The organism is Paraburkholderia sp. GAS41, assembly GCF_050436545.1.
In the GTDB taxonomy this organism is placed as follows: domain Bacteria; phylum Pseudomonadota; class Gammaproteobacteria; order Burkholderiales; family Burkholderiaceae; genus Paraburkholderia.
This window is the reverse complement of sequence record NZ_JBNDMK010000007.1, coordinates 29,666-46,096: the sequence shown is the minus strand read 5'-3', so window position 1 is coordinate 46,096 and position 16,431 is coordinate 29,666. Positions and strand designations below refer to the sequence as shown.

Annotated in this window: 12 protein-coding genes and 4 pseudogenes; 7 read left to right on the top strand and 9 right to left on the bottom strand. The window is 59.1% G+C overall.

Going from position 1 to position 16,431, the window contains the following annotated elements:
* Positions 1-2 precede the first annotated feature (2 nt).
* Together P3T43_RS12395 and P3T43_RS12390 are read right to left on the bottom strand one after the other, a co-directional pair.
* Complete coding sequence (locus P3T43_RS12395; RefSeq protein ID WP_429281336.1) at positions 3-599, bottom strand: uracil-DNA glycosylase family protein; 597 nt, start codon at positions 597-599, stop codon at positions 3-5.
* 140 nt (positions 600-739) lie between these two features.
* Positions 740-2,143: a PLP-dependent aminotransferase family protein gene (locus P3T43_RS12390; RefSeq protein ID WP_429281335.1), complete on the bottom strand. Its 1,404-nt coding sequence runs from the start codon at positions 2,141-2,143 to the stop codon at positions 740-742.
* A gap of 205 nt (positions 2,144-2,348) precedes the next feature.
* Here P3T43_RS12390 and cyoA point away from each other — a divergent pair, with 205 nt between their 5' ends.
* The 4 genes from cyoA to cyoD are packed head-to-tail and all read left to right on the top strand — an operon-like array spanning position 2,349 to position 6,329.
* Complete coding sequence (gene cyoA / locus P3T43_RS12385) at positions 2,349-3,350, top strand: ubiquinol oxidase subunit II (RefSeq protein WP_429281334.1); 1,002 nt, start codon at positions 2,349-2,351, stop codon at positions 3,348-3,350.
* 5 nt (positions 3,351-3,355) lie between these two features.
* Positions 3,356-5,332: a cytochrome o ubiquinol oxidase subunit I gene (cyoB, locus tag P3T43_RS12380; protein WP_429281333.1), complete on the top strand. Its 1,977-nt coding sequence runs from the start codon at positions 3,356-3,358 to the stop codon at positions 5,330-5,332.
* A 2-nt stretch (positions 5,333-5,334) separates the two neighbouring features.
* Positions 5,335-5,952 carry a cytochrome o ubiquinol oxidase subunit III gene (gene cyoC, locus P3T43_RS12375; protein ID WP_429281332.1) on the top strand — a complete coding sequence of 206 codons (618 nt, stop codon included), beginning with the start codon at positions 5,335-5,337 and terminating at the stop codon, positions 5,950-5,952.
* Complete coding sequence (gene cyoD / locus P3T43_RS12370; RefSeq protein ID WP_429281331.1) at positions 5,949-6,329, top strand: cytochrome o ubiquinol oxidase subunit IV; 381 nt, start codon at positions 5,949-5,951, stop codon at positions 6,327-6,329. The genes cyoC and cyoD overlap by 4 nt, the downstream gene beginning before the upstream one ends.
* An 83-nt stretch (positions 6,330-6,412) precedes the next feature.
* Here the strand turns inward: cyoD and P3T43_RS12365 are convergent, their stop codons facing one another.
* On the bottom strand, positions 6,413-8,458 hold the full coding sequence (locus P3T43_RS12365; RefSeq protein ID WP_429281330.1) for an FUSC family protein: 2,046 nt from the start codon (positions 8,456-8,458) through the stop codon (positions 6,413-6,415).
* 213 nt (positions 8,459-8,671) lie between these two features.
* Between P3T43_RS12365 and P3T43_RS12360 the strand changes: the two genes are divergently transcribed.
* Positions 8,672-8,932, top strand: a complete 261-nt coding sequence (locus P3T43_RS12360) for a type II toxin-antitoxin system Phd/YefM family antitoxin (protein ID WP_429281329.1) — start codon at positions 8,672-8,674, stop codon at positions 8,930-8,932.
* 17 nt (positions 8,933-8,949) lie between these two features.
* Positions 8,950-9,195, top strand: coding sequence for a Txe/YoeB family addiction module toxin (locus P3T43_RS12355; RefSeq protein WP_429281505.1), 246 nt, complete (start codon positions 8,950-8,952; stop codon positions 9,193-9,195).
* Positions 9,196-9,246: 51 nt separating this feature from the next.
* Here P3T43_RS12355 and P3T43_RS12350 read toward each other — a convergent pair.
* Both P3T43_RS12350 and P3T43_RS12345 read right to left on the bottom strand, forming a co-directional pair.
* Positions 9,247-9,402, bottom strand: a pseudogene (locus P3T43_RS12350) (helix-turn-helix domain-containing protein); the annotation flags it as partial.
* 544 nt (positions 9,403-9,946) lie between these two features.
* On the bottom strand, positions 9,947-10,276 hold the full coding sequence (locus P3T43_RS12345) for a hypothetical protein (RefSeq protein WP_429281328.1): 330 nt from the start codon (positions 10,274-10,276) through the stop codon (positions 9,947-9,949).
* Positions 10,277-10,597: 321 nt separating this feature from the next.
* On the opposite strand from P3T43_RS12345, the pseudogene P3T43_RS12340 reads away from it, so the two are divergent.
* A pseudogene (locus tag P3T43_RS12340) lies at positions 10,598-10,956 on the top strand (DNA-binding protein); the annotation flags it as partial.
* Between the two features lie 46 nt (positions 10,957-11,002).
* On the opposite strand, the pseudogene P3T43_RS12335 reads toward P3T43_RS12340, so the two are convergent.
* The 4 genes and pseudogenes from P3T43_RS12335 to P3T43_RS12320 form a co-directional block, all read right to left on the bottom strand.
* A pseudogene (locus P3T43_RS12335) lies at positions 11,003-11,221 on the bottom strand (hypothetical protein); the annotation flags it as partial.
* Between the two features lie 35 nt (positions 11,222-11,256).
* The gene (locus P3T43_RS12330; protein WP_429281327.1) at positions 11,257-11,895 is read right to left on the bottom strand and encodes a CDP-alcohol phosphatidyltransferase family protein; all 639 of its coding nucleotides are present in this window, start codon (positions 11,893-11,895) and stop codon (positions 11,257-11,259) included.
* Positions 11,892-13,154, bottom strand: a complete 1,263-nt coding sequence (locus P3T43_RS12325; protein WP_429281326.1) for a hypothetical protein — start codon at positions 13,152-13,154, stop codon at positions 11,892-11,894. The genes P3T43_RS12330 and P3T43_RS12325 overlap by 4 nt, the downstream gene beginning before the upstream one ends.
* A 338-nt stretch (positions 13,155-13,492) precedes the next feature.
* Positions 13,493-16,421, bottom strand: a pseudogene (locus P3T43_RS12320) (Tn3 family transposase).
* Positions 16,422-16,431 lie beyond the last annotated feature (10 nt).

Below are 16,431 nucleotides of genomic sequence, written 5' to 3'. Positions count from 1 at the left end.
TACTACGCAGGAGCCGATAACGCCTGCGCGACACGGTCGCGCAGCGTCGGCAAGATATCGGCTTCAAACCATGGATTGCGCTTGAACCACGCAACGTTGCGCGGCGAGGGATGAGGCAAAGGAATCACCTGTGGACCGAAGTCTCGCCACCGCAGCAAGGTATCCGTCAATGTCGGACTGCATGCTGCACCGAGTCCAAACCGCTGCGCGTACTGTCCGATCAACAACGTGAGACGCACCGAGCGCATCTGTGCCAGCAATTCATGGTGCCAGCGTGCCGCGCATTCGGGCCGCGGCGGCAAGTCGCCGCTCGCGCCCCGGCCTGGAAAACAAAAACCCATGGGCACCAGAGCAAATTTTTCCTCGTTGTAAAAGGTCGTATCGTCGACGTCGAGCCAGTTGCGCAGGCGGGCCCCGCTCGCATCGCTCCATGGAACACCCGACGCATGCACCCGCGCACCGGGTGCCTGGCCGATGATCAGAATCCGCGAGTTTTCGGAAGCAGAGAGTACGGGGCGCGGACCGTGCGGCAGCAAGGGCGCGCAAATCGTGCAGGCGCGGATGTCGCGCAAGAAATCGTTCAGGGGGATTCGCTTCATAACATTAAGGTCTGTGATCTCGCGGCATTGTGGTAGGCGTTTGTTGTAGCCGTTCTGGCCGCTCGCGCCATGGTATCCCGCTGCATGAACCCGTGCATGAATCGCGCCTTTTCACCGCCCTGGCTGGATGGGTTGATCGCCTAGATCACGACCTCATGGGGCCCTGTGGGCTTCTGCGCCAACAGCTTGGATAGCTTTCGCAAGGCAATGTCGAGTTGCTCGCGACCCGGGCAACCGCCGAGCGAAATACGGATTGCATTGGGAGGATGGGGGCCGGTGGAAAAAGCTTCGGCGGGTGCCACCACCAGACCGTTATCGCGCGCGACGGCTGCGAGGTCGAGCGCCCGCCAGTAGCTCGGCAGCGTGTGCCAGACGTGGATGCCTCCATTGGCCGGTGGGCTCGCGGCGCTCGTCGCGCTCGCCAGGGTGCCCCTCGCCATGCGTTGACGCGCATGCGTTTCCGCCTGAACGCCGGCCAGCAATTGCGCGGCGGAGCCGTCATGAATCCACTGCGTGACGAGGGTCGTCGTCAAGGGCGAGGTCAAGGAAAACATGCGTAGCGCGGACAGGAAGGCTTGCTGACCTTGCGTATCGGGCAGTACCACGAAGGCCGTCCGCAGCCCAGGCGAGAGACATTTCGACAGCGTCGAAACGTACGTCACCCGATCGGGCATCAGACGCGCGAGCGGCGGCGGTGCGTTTTCCGCAAACAGCCAGTACGGGTCGTCTTCGATAATCCTGATGTTCAGTTTTGCTGCAGTCCTGACGATCTCCAGACGCCGCCGCTCAGGCATGGTGCGTGTGGTGGGATTCTGCAGCGTAGGGTTCAGATAGACGAGGCGGGCGTCATGCTTTCTGCAAGCCTCTTCGAGCGCATCCGGACGCATGCCGGAACCATCCACTGCAACAGTCTCGACGCGGCGTCCGAGTTGCCTTGCGGCCTGCGGCAAGCCGGGATAAGCCAGCGGCTCCATCAGAATGCAATCGCCGGGCTGGGTCGACGCCATGATCAGTGCGGCGAGCGCGGCCTGTGCGCCTGGGCAGACGACGATGCGCTCGAGATCGATTCGGCCCAGCATGGGTTTGAGCCAGCGGGCACCGGCGTCCCGGTCGGCCTGGCTGCCACCGCCCAGGTGATACGTCATGAGCAGGTTCGTATCGGTTCGCAACAGCACCTGCGACAGGCCCTCGCGCAGCAACACGGCCATCTCCACATCGGCAGGCGGCGGAGGGATGTTCATGCTGAGATCGACGCTCTGCGTCAGTTCCACCTTCGGCGCCGCGACGAACGTCCCCGAGGTCCCGCGCGCTTCGATCAGTTGACGCCGCCGTGCTTCGGTAAAAGCCCGTGTCACGGTGGTGAGATCGATCTCCAATGCTTCGGCCAACTGACGTTGAGGCGGCAACCGGTCGCCGGGGCGCAGGGCACCATCGGCGATTGCGGACTCCAGAAAACGGACGACCTGCAGATAACGCGGCCCGTCGGCGATAACGAACTCCGCAGCCCAATGCGGGCGCTTGTATGGGTCATGTATGGACTTCATTTTGCGTCATTCTGTCGCAGTTGTATGGATATTGTCTTACTTTAGGATGCCCGCATCGGGACATAGATCCATACATCGTACCTCTCACAGTCAAGTCGGGGAAGCATTGAAGGCAAAGGGCGCACGCTGATTCAGGGGCGCGTCTGGAGATTCGGCGGATGAGATGCATGCATGGATGGTGTGACCGGCAACCAGGGTACATGACATGCGGAATCCAGCTTTGCGTAGAAGAACCCCTGCCACAGGGGCAGGTTCGGTCGTTCCATCCTCGACCATCAGAAGGTTCAGTAGTTCAGCAGGACGTCTCCTTGCGCTCGGCGCGGCGGGACTGCTCAGTGGGTGCGGCATGACGCTGTTCAATCCCAAGGGCGACATCGGCATGCAGGAAAAAAACTTGATCCTGCTTTCGCTCGGTTTGATGCTGCTGGTGGTCATTCCGGTCATTCTGTTGACCCTGTACTTCGCCTGGCGCTACCGGGCCTCCAACACCAGCGCGACCTATGCGCCCAAATGGGCGCACTCCACGTCGATCGAAATCATCGTCTGGGCGATCCCGTGTGTGATCGTCATCATTCTGGCGCTGGTGATCTGGCGTACTTCGCATAGTCTCGATCCATCACGTCCGATTGATTCGCAGACCCAACCGGTCCGCGTCGAAGTGGTGGCGCTGAACTGGAAGTGGCTGTTCATCTATCCTGACTACGGCGTGGCCTCCGTCAATCAACTCGCCATTCCCGTCGACACGCCCATCTCGTTCGACATCACCGCTGAATCGCTGATGAATTCGTTTTTCATCCCGCAACTCGGCGGTCAGATCTACGCGATGTCCGGTATGCGCACCCAGTTGAACCTGATTGCCAATAGCCCCGGCGTGTATGCGGGGCAGTCCTCGGCGTATAGCGGACCAGGCTTCTCGGACATGCACTTCGACACGATCGCCACCAGTCGCACCGACTTCGATGCATGGATTGCGCATGCCAGGCGATCGCCGTTATCGCTGAACAAGGCCGCTTATGCGGCCCTCGCCAGGCCTAGCCAGAAAGACCCGGTGACGGTCTATGCGCGCGTGGCACCCGGTCTTTTCGATGGTGTCGTCGATCAGTACATGCAAGGCGCTGCCCGCGACCCGAGATGCGGGACCGCGCAGACCGCGCTTTCTGTTGAACCTGCTGGAGCCCAATTGCCTGTGCATCAGGCTGCGGAGTAGTCATCATGTTTGGAAAACTTAACCTGGATGCTGTCCCGTACCACGAGCCCATCATCATGGGCACGCTCGCCGTCGTCGTCGTGCTTGGCATGGCGTTGCTGGCAGCCGTGACGTACGCCGGAAAATGGACTTACCTGTGGCGCGAGTGGCTCACTTCGGTCGACCACAAACGCATTGGCGTGATGTACATCCTGCTTGCGCTCGTGATGCTGCTGCGCGGCTTTGCCGACGCCATCATGATGCGCACCCAGCAGGCCATGGCGTTCAACGATGCGGCCGGCTATCTGCCGCCGCATCACTACGATCAGATTTTCACCGCACACGGTGTGATCATGATCTTCTTCGTGGCGACACCGCTGATTCTCGGACTGATGAACGTCGTGGTGCCGCTGCAACTCGGCGCGCGCGATGTGGCCTATCCGTTTGTCAATTCACTGAGTTTCTGGCTGGCGGTGGTCGGCGCGGTGCTGGTGATGATGTCGATGTTCATCGGCGACTTTGCGGCGACGGGTTGGGTGGCTTATCCGCCGTTGTCCGAGCTTGGCTACAGTCCAACGGTCGGGGTCGACTACTACATCTGGTCGCTACAGATATCGGGGCTGGGAACGACGCTCACCGGTATCAACTTCGTCGTGACGATCCTGCGCATGCGCGCGCCGGGTTTGACGCTGATGAAAATGCCGGTGTTCGTCTGGACCGCGCTCATCACCAACATCCTGATCGTCGCGGTGTTTCCGGTGTTGACCGGCACACTGGCGTTGCTTGCGGCCGACCGCTACCTCGGCATGCACTTCTTTACCAATGAGCTGGGCGGCAACGCGATGATGTATATCAACCTCATCTGGGTGTGGGGCCACCCTGAGGTGTATATCCTGATCCTGCCGTGCTTCGGTGCGTTCTCCGAAATTATCTCGACGTTTTCCGGCAAGCCCTTGTTCGGCTACAAGTCGATGGTGTATGCGACGGCATCCATCGGTATCCTGTCGTTCTTCGTCTGGCTCCATCACTTCTTTACGATGGGCTCCGGCGCCAACGTCAACGCGTTCTTCGGGATCATGACCTCGATCATCTCGATCCCGACGGGTGTCAAGCTGTTCAACTGGCTGTTCACCATGTTTCGCGGGCGGATCCGCTATCACACGTCGACGCTCTGGACGATCGGCTTCATGATCACCTTCGCGGTCGGCGGCATGACCGGTGTGTTGCTGGCCGTTCCGGGCGCAGACTTCGTGCTGCATAACAGCCTGTTCCTCGTCGCGCACTTCCACAATGTGATTATCGGCGGCGTGGTGTTTGGCTGCTTTGCCGGTATCAGCTTCTGGTTCCCGAAGGTCTTCGGCTTCACGCTGGACGAGTTCTGGGGCAAGGTCTCCTTCTGGTGCTGGCTGGTCGGGTACTGGCTTGCCTTTACGCCGCTGTATATCCTCGGCTTCGAAGGCATGACCCGGCGCATGAACCACTACGCGGTGCCGGAATGGCATAAATGGCTGGTGATTGCGCTGATCGGTGCGCTGTTCATTGCGGCCGGTATTGCGGCGATGATCGTCCAGTTCGCCGTCAGCATCCGCAATCGCGAAGCAAATCGCGACCTGACGGGCGATCCGTGGGATGGCCGCAGCCTGGAATGGTCGACGGCATCGCCGGCACCGTTCTATAACTTCGCACACGTGCCCGTGATTACGTCTCTGGAACAGCACTGGGACAACAAGGAAGCAGGGCGGGCCTATGTCCAGCCGCGCAAATACGAGGACATCCATATGCCGCGCAATACGGGTGCCGGCGTCATCATCGCGGCGTTCGGCCTGTTGCTGGGCTTCTCGCTCGTCTGGCATATGTGGCTGTTCGCTGCGGTGGGACTGATCGGGATGATCGCCACGTTCATCGCGCGGACCTACGACCAGGATGTGGACTACTACGTCCCGGCGGCGGAAGTTGCCCGGATTGAAGGCGAGCGTTACACGCAACTGAAAGAGGCGGCCTGACCATGAGTAACACTGCAACGCATCACGCCCACGGGCACAGCGGTGGGCACCCCGTGTCACATGACGACGGGTCCAGAACCACCATGGGATTCTGGATCTACCTGATGAGCGATTGCCTGATCTTTGCCACGCTCTTCGCCACCTTCGGTGTGCTATTCAATGCCACGGCAGGCGGTCCGACCGGCCATGGGCTGTTCGAACTGCCGTACGTGCTCGGCGAAACCTTGCTGTTGCTGATCAGCAGTTTCACCTTCGGCATGGCGATGCTCGCCATGCAGGTGCGCCGTCAGTCGCAGGTGATCGGCTGGCTTGCCGTCACTTTCCTGTTTGGCGCAGGGTTTATCGGCATGGAAGTGGTCGAGTTCGCCAAACTGATAGGCGATGGGGCGGGGCCGCACGTCAGCGCGTTTCTCTCGTCGTATTTCTTTCTGGTAGGCACCCATGGTGTGCACGTCACGTGCGGTCTGCTATGGATCGCGGTGATGATGCATCAGGTCCACAAGTTTGGCCTGACGGGCGTGACGCGTCGCCGGCTTGCTTGTCTGAGTCTCTTCTGGCACTTCCTGGATCTGATCTGGATCTGCGTATTTACCTTTGTCTATCTGCGCGAGTTTGTATGAACAGGACTTCTCATCATCCGGCGCACGACACGATTCATGCGGCGTCACATGGCAGTCTCAAGAGTTATGTGATCGGTATTGTGCTGTCGTTGCTGCTGACGCTGGCTTCGTTCGGCGCGGTCATGACGCATGTGGTGCCGCGCGGCTTTGGCCTCGCTACGATCGTGGTGTTGTGCGTGACGCAACTGGTCGTGCAACTGGTCTATTTTCTGCACATCGGCACGGCGCGGGATCAGCGGGCCAATACCGGCATCTTCGTGTGTACGGCGTTTCTGATTGCTGTGATTGTCGGGTTGTCGTTGTGGGTGATTCATAACGCCAATCAGAACATGATGCCCACGCACATGTCGACAGAGCGGGCCATGGCGCGGGATTGACTTCGCCACTCTTGCTCCGTGCCATCATGGACATCGGCACGGAACACAGGAGCGCCCGGGTGCCGGGCGATTTCCGCTGACAGTTACGACGCGTCGGGAGGCGCGGCACCGGGGAACAGCGACAGCCGCAATCCGATGAGTGCGTGCAACGCGACTTTGTGCCGCCTGTAACCCGGCGCACTATCGTCGGCCATAAATTCGCTCATGATCCGCGCGATGGCGGTGTCAATGCCGGAAGCAAGCGTCGGCGGTACGCGCAGGCGCTCGCCCGATTCGAGGCATCGTTCGTAGTGCGACTGCACTTCGACTAGCACCTGATTCAACAAGGCCAGCAACGCGCCGGAAGATTTGTCCGAGAGTCGGCGCAGATCGAGGATATTGAGCGCAATACGCATGTCGCGCAGGCTTTCCGTGGACGGATGTTTGTAATCGTCGCTCGGCGCCACGCGTGGAATCAGTTGCATGAGTCTGTCGAGCATGCGTGCGTTCAGATTGCGCTGCTGGTCGATGTTCAAAGCAGTCCCGCTCAAAACCACATCCCTCCAGCTGGAGCGGGTCAGTCGTGCCGCCGCGGCATCCATACCGAAAGGGCGCATGACGCCTGTCAGCACCGAGGCGAAGAGCACACCGGCCAGCCCGGCGATGTTGCCATTCAGGAAGTTCAGAACGTTGGCATCATAGACATTGTCGATGCCGAGAAAGGTGGCGGCCAGCAACGCTACGAGCGTCGAGATCAACGCCCATTTGGGACGCGGCATCAACAGTCCCAGCGGAATGAACAGGAATGCGAAAAAAATGACCAGCAAAGGAAAGTCCTGGCCACTCGGCAATACGACAAACAGATAGAAGCCCGAAATAAGGACGCCGATTACCGCGCACTTCAGGAAAGTGATCATCATGGGCACGGGCTCATCTTGCGCCGCGAAAAAGCAGACGCCGATGGCACCCAACGACACCGCCGCGCCGCCGTCCTGCCATCCCGAAGCGATCCAGATACACGACGACACGAAGATGACCAGCCCTGTCGAGGCAGCCGAGAAGAGGGCGAGCCCCTGGTCGAGAAAAGCGTGCTGCGCGCCGAGCCGCCAATGTCGAAAGCGCGGCCGCCAGTAGCCTGTTCCGTGCACGATGTTGAGGCGCAGCGTGCGGCAATCAGCCCACAGATCGATCACCTGCCGTAAGCGCCAGAGCGCGCTGGAGACCAATGCCGCCTGCCACGTCGTCAGTTCGCTGCGGGCCGGATCCAGTTCTGCAAGACGTTTGCGCAATAGCGGCGCGGCATGCTCGGGATCCTCGCTGAGCGGCGCGTCTATCCAGCGTCCGATATCGCGCAGCACGTCGCTGAAGCCCGCGGGAAGATCGGCACGCGATTTCTGCGCGGCCTCGAGCACGTCGGCAAGCGCTGCGGTGATGGGCAGAATCAGTTGCATCCGGCCTTGCAACTCCTCGCTGCGAGCAAGAATCGCCGCGCTGACGTGATCGTAGGCCAGTTGGCTCAACAGGAATTCGAAGCCGCGGACACTCGTTGCCATCTTTTGCCGGCTGCCCGAAACGAGGGCTCCCGCGACCCGCCCGGCCAGCGACTCTTGCGCGAAAAGTGCGGCGTCGCGAAACCACGAGTCGGTTCGCTCGATGAGCGTCGGCGCAAGCCGGCTCGGAAAAACGACGCTGCCGACGATGCTCGCGCAGACGATGCCCAGCGTGATTTCTTCAGTTCGCGCCACGGCCACATCGAAAATGCTCAACGGGTTCGACAAGGCCGGCAGTGCAATCACGGATAGCGAATAGCTGGCGAGCAGAAATACGTAGTTGCGTGCAGCTCGTGTGGAGATTGAAATGTAGACGAACACGCCGGTCCATAGCGCTATCAGTGCACTCAACAGATAAGGTGTTTCGGCGAACGGCGGCACGAGAGCGACGGAGGCGAGGGCGCCAAGCACCGTGCCGATCACGCGATAGAGCGCCTTCGACCGCGTGGCGCCGACAAACGGGTTCGACACGATATAGACCGATGCCAACGCCCAGTAAGGCCGCGGAAGGTCGAAATAAAACGCGATGTAAAGCGCGATCATTCCGGCGAGGAAGGTCTTGAGCGAAAAAATCCAGTCACGTAGTGAGGGGAAATTCATCGGAGGAAAGCGCTTGGGAGATCGGTCTCTCGCCCGGCAAGCTGGCCGGGTTCGGGGCAGTACGGGCAATAGTGTGCAGTGTTTCGGGGAAAGTTGGGTGGTCGAACACTTATTTTTCGCGGATGGGGCCAAGTTTGCCGCTAGTCGAACATGATGGGTGAGATACGTTATACTTGTACCGGTTGTAGTACAGGTTAACCGTGTGGGGAATATATGCGCACCATTCCATTCAGCGATGCTCGCGCCAATCTGAAAAGTGTCATCGATCAAGTGGTTGATGACGTGGACGTTACGCTCATCACCCGGCGTGACGCGCCCAATGCTGTCGTCATGTCTCAAGAGCATTACGACAGCCTTATGGAGACCGTCCACCTGTTGCGTTCTCCAGCTAACGTTGCCCATCTCGAACGCTCGATTGCGCAGGCGCGCGCCGGCAAGCTGAAGTCCCGAAAACTGGTTGAAGCGAGCGAATGAGCGGTGCTTTGAACGTTATGTGGACAGCCGAGGCATGGGACGACTATGTCTACTGGCAGGGGCAGGACAAGAAAACGCTCAGGCGCATCAACCAGCTCATCAAGGACATGCAACGCACACCGTTTGAGGGCATTGGCAAGCCGGAGCCACTGAAGGAAAACCTGACGGGATTCTGGTCACGTCGCATTGACGAGACGAATCGTTTGGTCTACGAAGTCGACAGTGCGCAAATCAACATCGTGTCGTGCCGTTACCACTACTGAATTAACCGGAAAGGAATCGGTAACGCCTTACGGGTGTTAGCGTCGAATCTACCGCATGCGGATGGCTAGCCGCTGGACCTGGCGTACGCTGAGCCCCAGTCGTTCAGCCGCACGACCGGGCTTCAGTCCCGTCTCCACGATCGCCTGGATCACCTTCAGCCGGTCGAGTTCGCGCATGTTCAATGTCACCAGTGTCGCTGGATGCATGGCCGGCTCCGTAATCCCGCAGGGAACCGGCAAGCATACCGAGGTCCAAACACGACATTTCTAAATGGCTAGAACACGACATTTCTATCAAGCTACTACAATCTTTTTTGTTGATAATTTATATTATGTCAAATTTACCAATGCCGATTTGTTCGCTGTGTTTCTGCCGTCGTTGGTTTGCATAAAATGGCTCTCGTTCTTTGCAGAATTTTGTTCCCAGCCTCCGTCGTGTGCAACGCGGAGCCGCGCGTGGATGAGGGTCACCTAGCACCGATGCCTTGGGTCGATCTCACGCCACCTGCTCAGCCAGCGTTAACGCTCTGGCGCAGCGTCCCATTTGTAGGTACATGCTTCCCGGGAGCAAGTTTCCGCAAAGCACTTTGAAGCAATTTTGTTCCCCATTTTGCGTGAAGCCGTTCCCTGCTTGCGGCGATGTGCGCCTTTGTTGAGTTCGCCGTACATGGTGTGGGCGGCCATCTGGCACAGGAACAAATTTACGCAAAGCGCCGACAATCGGTGATGCGCCTGAATCAACTGCCCGAGATCACACCACCTTGAATCTCTCCAACCGCGCCATCAACGCCAACCCAACAACCGCACCACCCGCAAACACCGCCGGCAGCAGGAAAACATCCGGAAGCCGTAACCACGCAACCCCGAAACCGCCCGCCATGCCCCCTAACGCCGAGGCAAGCGCGGTCGAGCTCATGAAGATGGCCGACGCTGTCGCTACCGCATTGGCAAGCAGGCGTTGGGCAACGAGAATGCCCAGCACCATGAATACACCCCAGACACCCCCCATGAGAATCTGTCCGGCGAACATTCCCGCTGCGGACGGCCACAGCGCAAAGCAAAGGTTGGCCAATACCCCCATTGGGCATTCCCGTGATTTCAATGCAGATTACGACGGCGGCCCGATCTAGGCGCGACAAAGCTTAGCGGTCCACCCCTAATAATATATTTAATAAAATCAAATAGTTGCTGTCTTGTCTTTCTGCATTACCTGAGAAACGGTGCGGTGAGGTTTATGCCACTGTCAAATGCTTTGTCGGGCGATACGGTGCATGTTTGCCAGTGATAAATCACAGTTATCCTTGGTAACACCATGAATACGGTTAGAAAAATGGTTTTCTAACGTTATACATGTATGGAATAATTTGACTCGAATGACTCTCTTCCCCGCCAGGAGCCCCGCATCCCTCGTCCGGCCGCCGTTAACCTCGAACAGATCCGTTCCACCGTGCTGTCGATGCTCGCCGACGCAGGCGATGCAGAGCCCCCCCCACCGGCGAACGCTTCCGCAAGGTCGTGTCGGTCCGCAAACTGCGCGCGCGGCTCGGTGCGGGCGATCCGGCGACCCTTGCGCGGGCGCTGAACGCGATTGAGACCGAGGTCGTGCGCGCGGGTCTCGCCGACATCGCGATGCCCGGCATCCCTGTGGAAATCGCCGAGCAGATGCGCGCGCTGTGGCAGGCGGCGGTCGCCGTACAACTCGACGACGTGGTGCGCCTGAAGGCCGATGCGCAGCAGACGATCGCGGTGGCGTGCCGAACCGCTCGGCCTCTCGCGCGACAGACACAATAGCCGCTTCCGACGTCGAAATGATCGCGTCGATCGGCCGCTTCGCGTGTACCGTCACCAGAAGATTGTGAAGATCGTCGCCCTCAAGCGACGGGACTTCGAAACATTGATCCACATACGCCAAGTGGGGCTTCAGCTTCTCGTCGTCTTTCATCGAATAAACGAAAAACGATGTGCCAGTCGGCTTGATGAATGTGACATAGCATCCCAGGCGCTTCGCGGCCTGAAACGCGAGCATTCCGGTTACGGTGCTATCAACGAAAACGACGTGTTTCAAAACGAGGCTCCAGAATTAAAAAAGAACACGAAAGAAAGATTGATTGCGTAAAGTAGGCCCATCACCGGCACGACGGTGGTCGCGGCTGGTTTTCTGACGTGGACATTGGTGATCTGGGCGATTGCCAGTGCAGCGACTAAGATCAAGAGAACGTTTACCTGACAATGGCCGGTAGCCATTAGCAGCAAAACATTGGCTATTGCAAAGCCGGCATACGTGGTGGGCAGCCCGATGTACCCGGACTTAACGGCGCTGGTAGTCACGTTGAAAAACGCGAGCCGAATCACGCCGGATAATAGAAATCCCCCGGCAACCAGAATTCCCAGTGCGCTCCTCTGCGTCAGAAAAAGCACAACCGTGGCGGGCGCAAGCGCAAAATTGCTGAGGTCCGCCAGCGTGTCGAGCTGCATGCCGAGCGCTCTTGCCGGCGTGCCGGGCGCGAGATATGTTCTTGCAACGTGTCCGTCCAGATAATCGAGCAGCGCCGCGAATAGCAATGCGGTGGCGCTAATCGCGAGGTGGCCGCTCAATGCCGAAGCGACGGTCACGACGCTCATTCCGGCATTGCCCACCGTGATCACGTTAGCGATATCGAAGAGTTCGAACGCCGGGAAAAGTCGCTTCACCACGCTCATTTTTCTGCCTGCCTGAATCTGGAGAAGAGCCGCGCATCGCTATGCCTGAACATAAAATGCATCGCCAGTGTGGAGAGAAAGAATACGGCGCAAAACAGCAACGCAGTAGCAGGCAGCCCCAGCCGGGACACTGATATGCCGCCAAGAAAAATAGCCAGCATCATCGCCATGGAGACGCCCGCATACTGCATTGTCACCACGACCGCGATGTGCTCGCGCGCACATGCCGAGACGATATCCGATTGAAATTTGAAGAAAGCCAGTTCGAAAAAGAAGATAAATAGAAAGTACGCGCTGTACGAAATAACGACCTGATGAACGGTGCTGCATGCAATCATGGCCAGTGCGCTTATCGTGCTGGCAAGTGTGGCGTCGACGACTTTCTTTCGTCGGCCGAGCGTATAAAAAGTCAGTGCGCCAACCAGAGCCGCCGAGCTGTTGACGATTTGAAGAAGCCCGACGTATCCAGAAGAAAGGCCCAGAACCTGCGCGGGCAATGCGACTCGGGAAACGTTGAAAAATCCTTGGAAGACACCAATCAGAATGAGGAACGCGATAAAGCGCCGGGTTAATTCCGGCGATTCACGAAGCGCCGCCACAAACCCTGACCACGCGGACCCGCTGACATCTGACTTGACGGTCAGGTCAACCGCTTCGGCGGACTTCGCTGTTCGAATTCCATAGGCGCATAGTGCGGAAACCATCGCCAACGAACAGGTCGTCATGCACGCTGTACCCGGGGTGAGGCGATCCTGTAGCGAGGACATGAAAACACCCGCGAGCCCGCCCGCGACAAACTGAGCGGTCAGCGTAAGTGGAATGGTCGATTTAACCTGTTCCACGCCGAAATAGGCGCGCACAGCAACGACACGGGTCACGCGCTGAATCGAATCCAGTAGGCCGATCGCCGCCGCGCCGAGCAGCGCGAGCCACGGCCGGCCGTCGAGTAACGCAAACGTGATTGCGTAGACCACCATGCAAATGAGGCTGGCCCACAACATCAAACTACGCGACTGGTAATCGCGCGCCAACCGGTTAATCTGAAAGACAAACAGCACCGGCATAATCATCGGGCTTAATAAAACCAATTCGGAAAATACGATATTTCCTGTTACTCGATAGATCCAGTACGAAAGAAAAACGTAAGCGAACGTCGACGCCGATATGCACGTGAGATTGACACCCCACAGTCTCAAAGCGATTGCCTTTTCAAGTCTGTCAGGATTGATTCGCTGCGAATTTTGAAGCGCGTCTCTCATAGATCAATTGCGGCCTTCAATTGCCTGCGTTTCGCGCAGGCGTGATTATTCCGGTCGCCAGATTTCGACCCGGTTATCAACATTCTTATTGCGATAGATTGAGATCGAAAGCTGCTGGCTCGTATATCTCGTGCAGAGGCGAGCTGATAAATGGCAGCTCGCACGATCTTCATGGGAACGTGCGGCATCACCTTTTTAATCTTTGCATAATATATTCATATGAATATGATGTGTCAACAAGAGAAAGTTCGTGAAAGTTTATTTATATTTATATCGCATAAATACGCGTATAAATGAACAGGTCATCACCGTCGCCCGGCTGACCCATCTACGAAACCTCAACCCGTGCGCTGTGAAGGTGTAGCCACTCGCGCCACAAGACTCGGCATGAGCCGATGCACATAGTCGGCGATCGGGAAGTCGAATGTGCCACGCAGATTGATACCTTCCAGCGACGTCGGGGCAATGCTGCGCAGGTGTTCGGGCAACACGGACTGGTTGCCGAGCTTCTCGATCGTGTCGAGTGCGCTTTGCATATGTCGCGTATCACGCCATGACGGCATTGGTCAGCAACGTCAGCGCCGAGGAAACAGCCATCATCGAGTGGCGGTGACGCGTGAGTTCGACGGGAATCTTGCCCTGGTGAATGGCACGCTGCACGTTGTGGACCGCCTCGCCGCGATTGAGCGCGTGCTGCAGTTCGCTGCGAAATGTCGGGACGGTGAAGTAGTCGATCAGAAAGATCGTCCGAAAAAGCCGTCCGAGATGGACGCCGCCATCGTAGAGCGGTTGACCCCGTGCAGCGGAGCCAAAGCGCGCAAGCGCTTGCACAGCCGTGCAACGGCCGCTTTGCACCGAGGCGGCCACCCGTACCAGACCATCATAGATTGTATCGATGGCGTCGAGACGGACGTCGCAATCGGTAATCGCAGCCAGATCCGCCGGTACCAGGAAGTCGACCGGGAGATACAGTCGGCGGTCCCGCAGATGAGCGAGCCGCGGGCAGAGGTCGAAGCCCAGCAGCCGCGAGTGGCTCATCGCGAAATCGGTATACCCATGCGTATCCACGGCAAGCATCGCCACGTCGTCGGTACTGCTTTGCCGGATCACACCTTCGATTGCGACGCCCGCCTGCCGCTCGTTGAGTACGATCGGCTGGTCGTAGAAGATACCCCAGCGATCGCGCACATGCGTATACATGCCAATCGACGCGGTGCGCCGTCGCGAATCGGCGCGTGCCTGCCAGACTGTTTTCGTCGTTTCCAGCGACATCATGTCCGACGACGCAAAATCCGCCCGACCCCAGTGCTGGGCGATCGGATGCCGGTGCATGAATTCGAGCACAGCATCAGCGGCCTGACGCAGCATCCGCTCGTCCGCGATGCGACTCATCATCTGGCGGATCGCGGTCGCCGACAGTTCGGGCACCATGCGGGCGATATCGGCGGCGGACATCGACGTGCCGTGCGCGAGAACCGCGGCATAGACCATCAGCAGTTCGGTGCGGGGACGCGGCTCCCGACCCAGCAGTATCCAGCTGAAGCGCACGGTGCTGTCGACTTCGAGAATGATCCTCGGCAACTGCCCATCCGGGCGCGGGGCAAAAATCGCGCGGCGCAGCGACTCGAGCGCCGCGTCGTGTGGCTGGGCGTTGAGCGGGCCAATATGGACTGCATCATCAACGCGTACCTCGGCGCGCGCCACTGCTTCGCGAAGACGCTCCAGACCGGCATTGAGATGCTCGATGACGGACTTGAGAAATTCCTTCGGGTCTTGCGGCAGTTTCAGGTGGCCGTAGTAATGATTGCGTCTGGCCTGCCACTCGTCGTCCGGAATCAGCAGCGTGGCCTGACTGCGGAAATCGAAGCTGTGCTCGACATAGACCGAGCCGTTGCGCAAGGCGACGCGGAGTGCGAAAAGGGTTGCCCATTCGAAAGCGAGCAGCGCCTGGGTTCTATCTTTGTTCTCGATCTTTCGCTGCCAGGCCCGGCCGAGCTGGATGGCCGTGTTCGTCGGCAGCTCGACGGATCTGCTCGCATAGAGGCCACGCAGCAGCGTGAGCGCCTCGATAACCGGATGCGCGGTCTGCGCTTCGAATGGCAGCGTCAGCAGTCGGGCGAGCATCGCGCGAGCCACGCGTCGTTTCGATAGCAGTTGCGAGCGAACCAGGCTCGCGTGGCTGGGCGTCTCCTGTTTGAGCGCCGCATCAGCGAGCGCACAGAGTTGCTCGACCAGCTCGTCGTGCGTCAGACTTTCGTTGGTGGCTATCGCCCTGACGGCGGTGGCGAAGTCGTGTATCTGCGCCTTGTGGTCGGGCCGTGCGGCCACAACCCTGCTGTTGGCTTCGTTGAGGGCTTTGCGAATCCAGCGGCCGAGCATCGAAAGCAACTGGTCTGTCGCGGTACAGAGTGCGTACCGCATGAAACAGGCGGCCTCAAGCCGGCGAGACGACTGGATTCGCTTGCTGACCGATGGTTTGCGATGGGCACAGCGCCGCGCGAAGTGCCGCACGCTTGCTTCATTGCACGCCGCTGGCCAGTTGCCGTGTACGCCAAGTTCGACGAGTCGTTCAATCTTGCGGAACAGTTCGCTCATCTGATGCGTCGAGTTGCGCAGCGGCACTGACCACAGCCATTGCTGCAGGCTCGCAGCCGATCCGTGCGGCTGCGGCAGGAGGCTTCCCCAGCGATCAAGCGTCGCTTCGCTGAATGCGTGAACGAGGCTCCCGGTTAGCGTCGTTTCGACGTCTCGTGCGGCCTGCACAAGCAGGGGCGTGAGCGCGCGGTCCTGCTGGATCAGGATGCAATGTTCATAGAGCCAGCGCTTGAGCTCCTGCATGAGGTCGGCGCGATTCGGGCGCCCACCGAGCCGCTCCTTGAGCCAGCGCACGACATAGCGGCGCTGATGTTCGGCCATCGGCACGAAACCAAGCGCCTGATAGGCGATCACCTGATGGTCGAAGAGCGTGCGTTCGCGCGTTTCGTACAGGGTGCGCAGCGTACCGAGGTCTGGCGGCTCCATACCGAGGTGCTTGCCCAGATGGCTCCACAGGATCTGCGGCACATACTGGTACGCATCGAGTGTCGCGCCGGTCATGCGCACGAAGCCGATATGCAATGCAAGCGCCAGCCGGTACAGGGGGCCGCGGCGCGCGTTGATCATTGCCCGCGCTTTGGACGAGAACGTGAAGAACGTGGCGAGTTCAAACTCGCTGAGATCGCGCGGCATCCGCCGCTTGCCCAGATAAGCCAGTCGCCAGTGTTCCATCGTCGTCCGC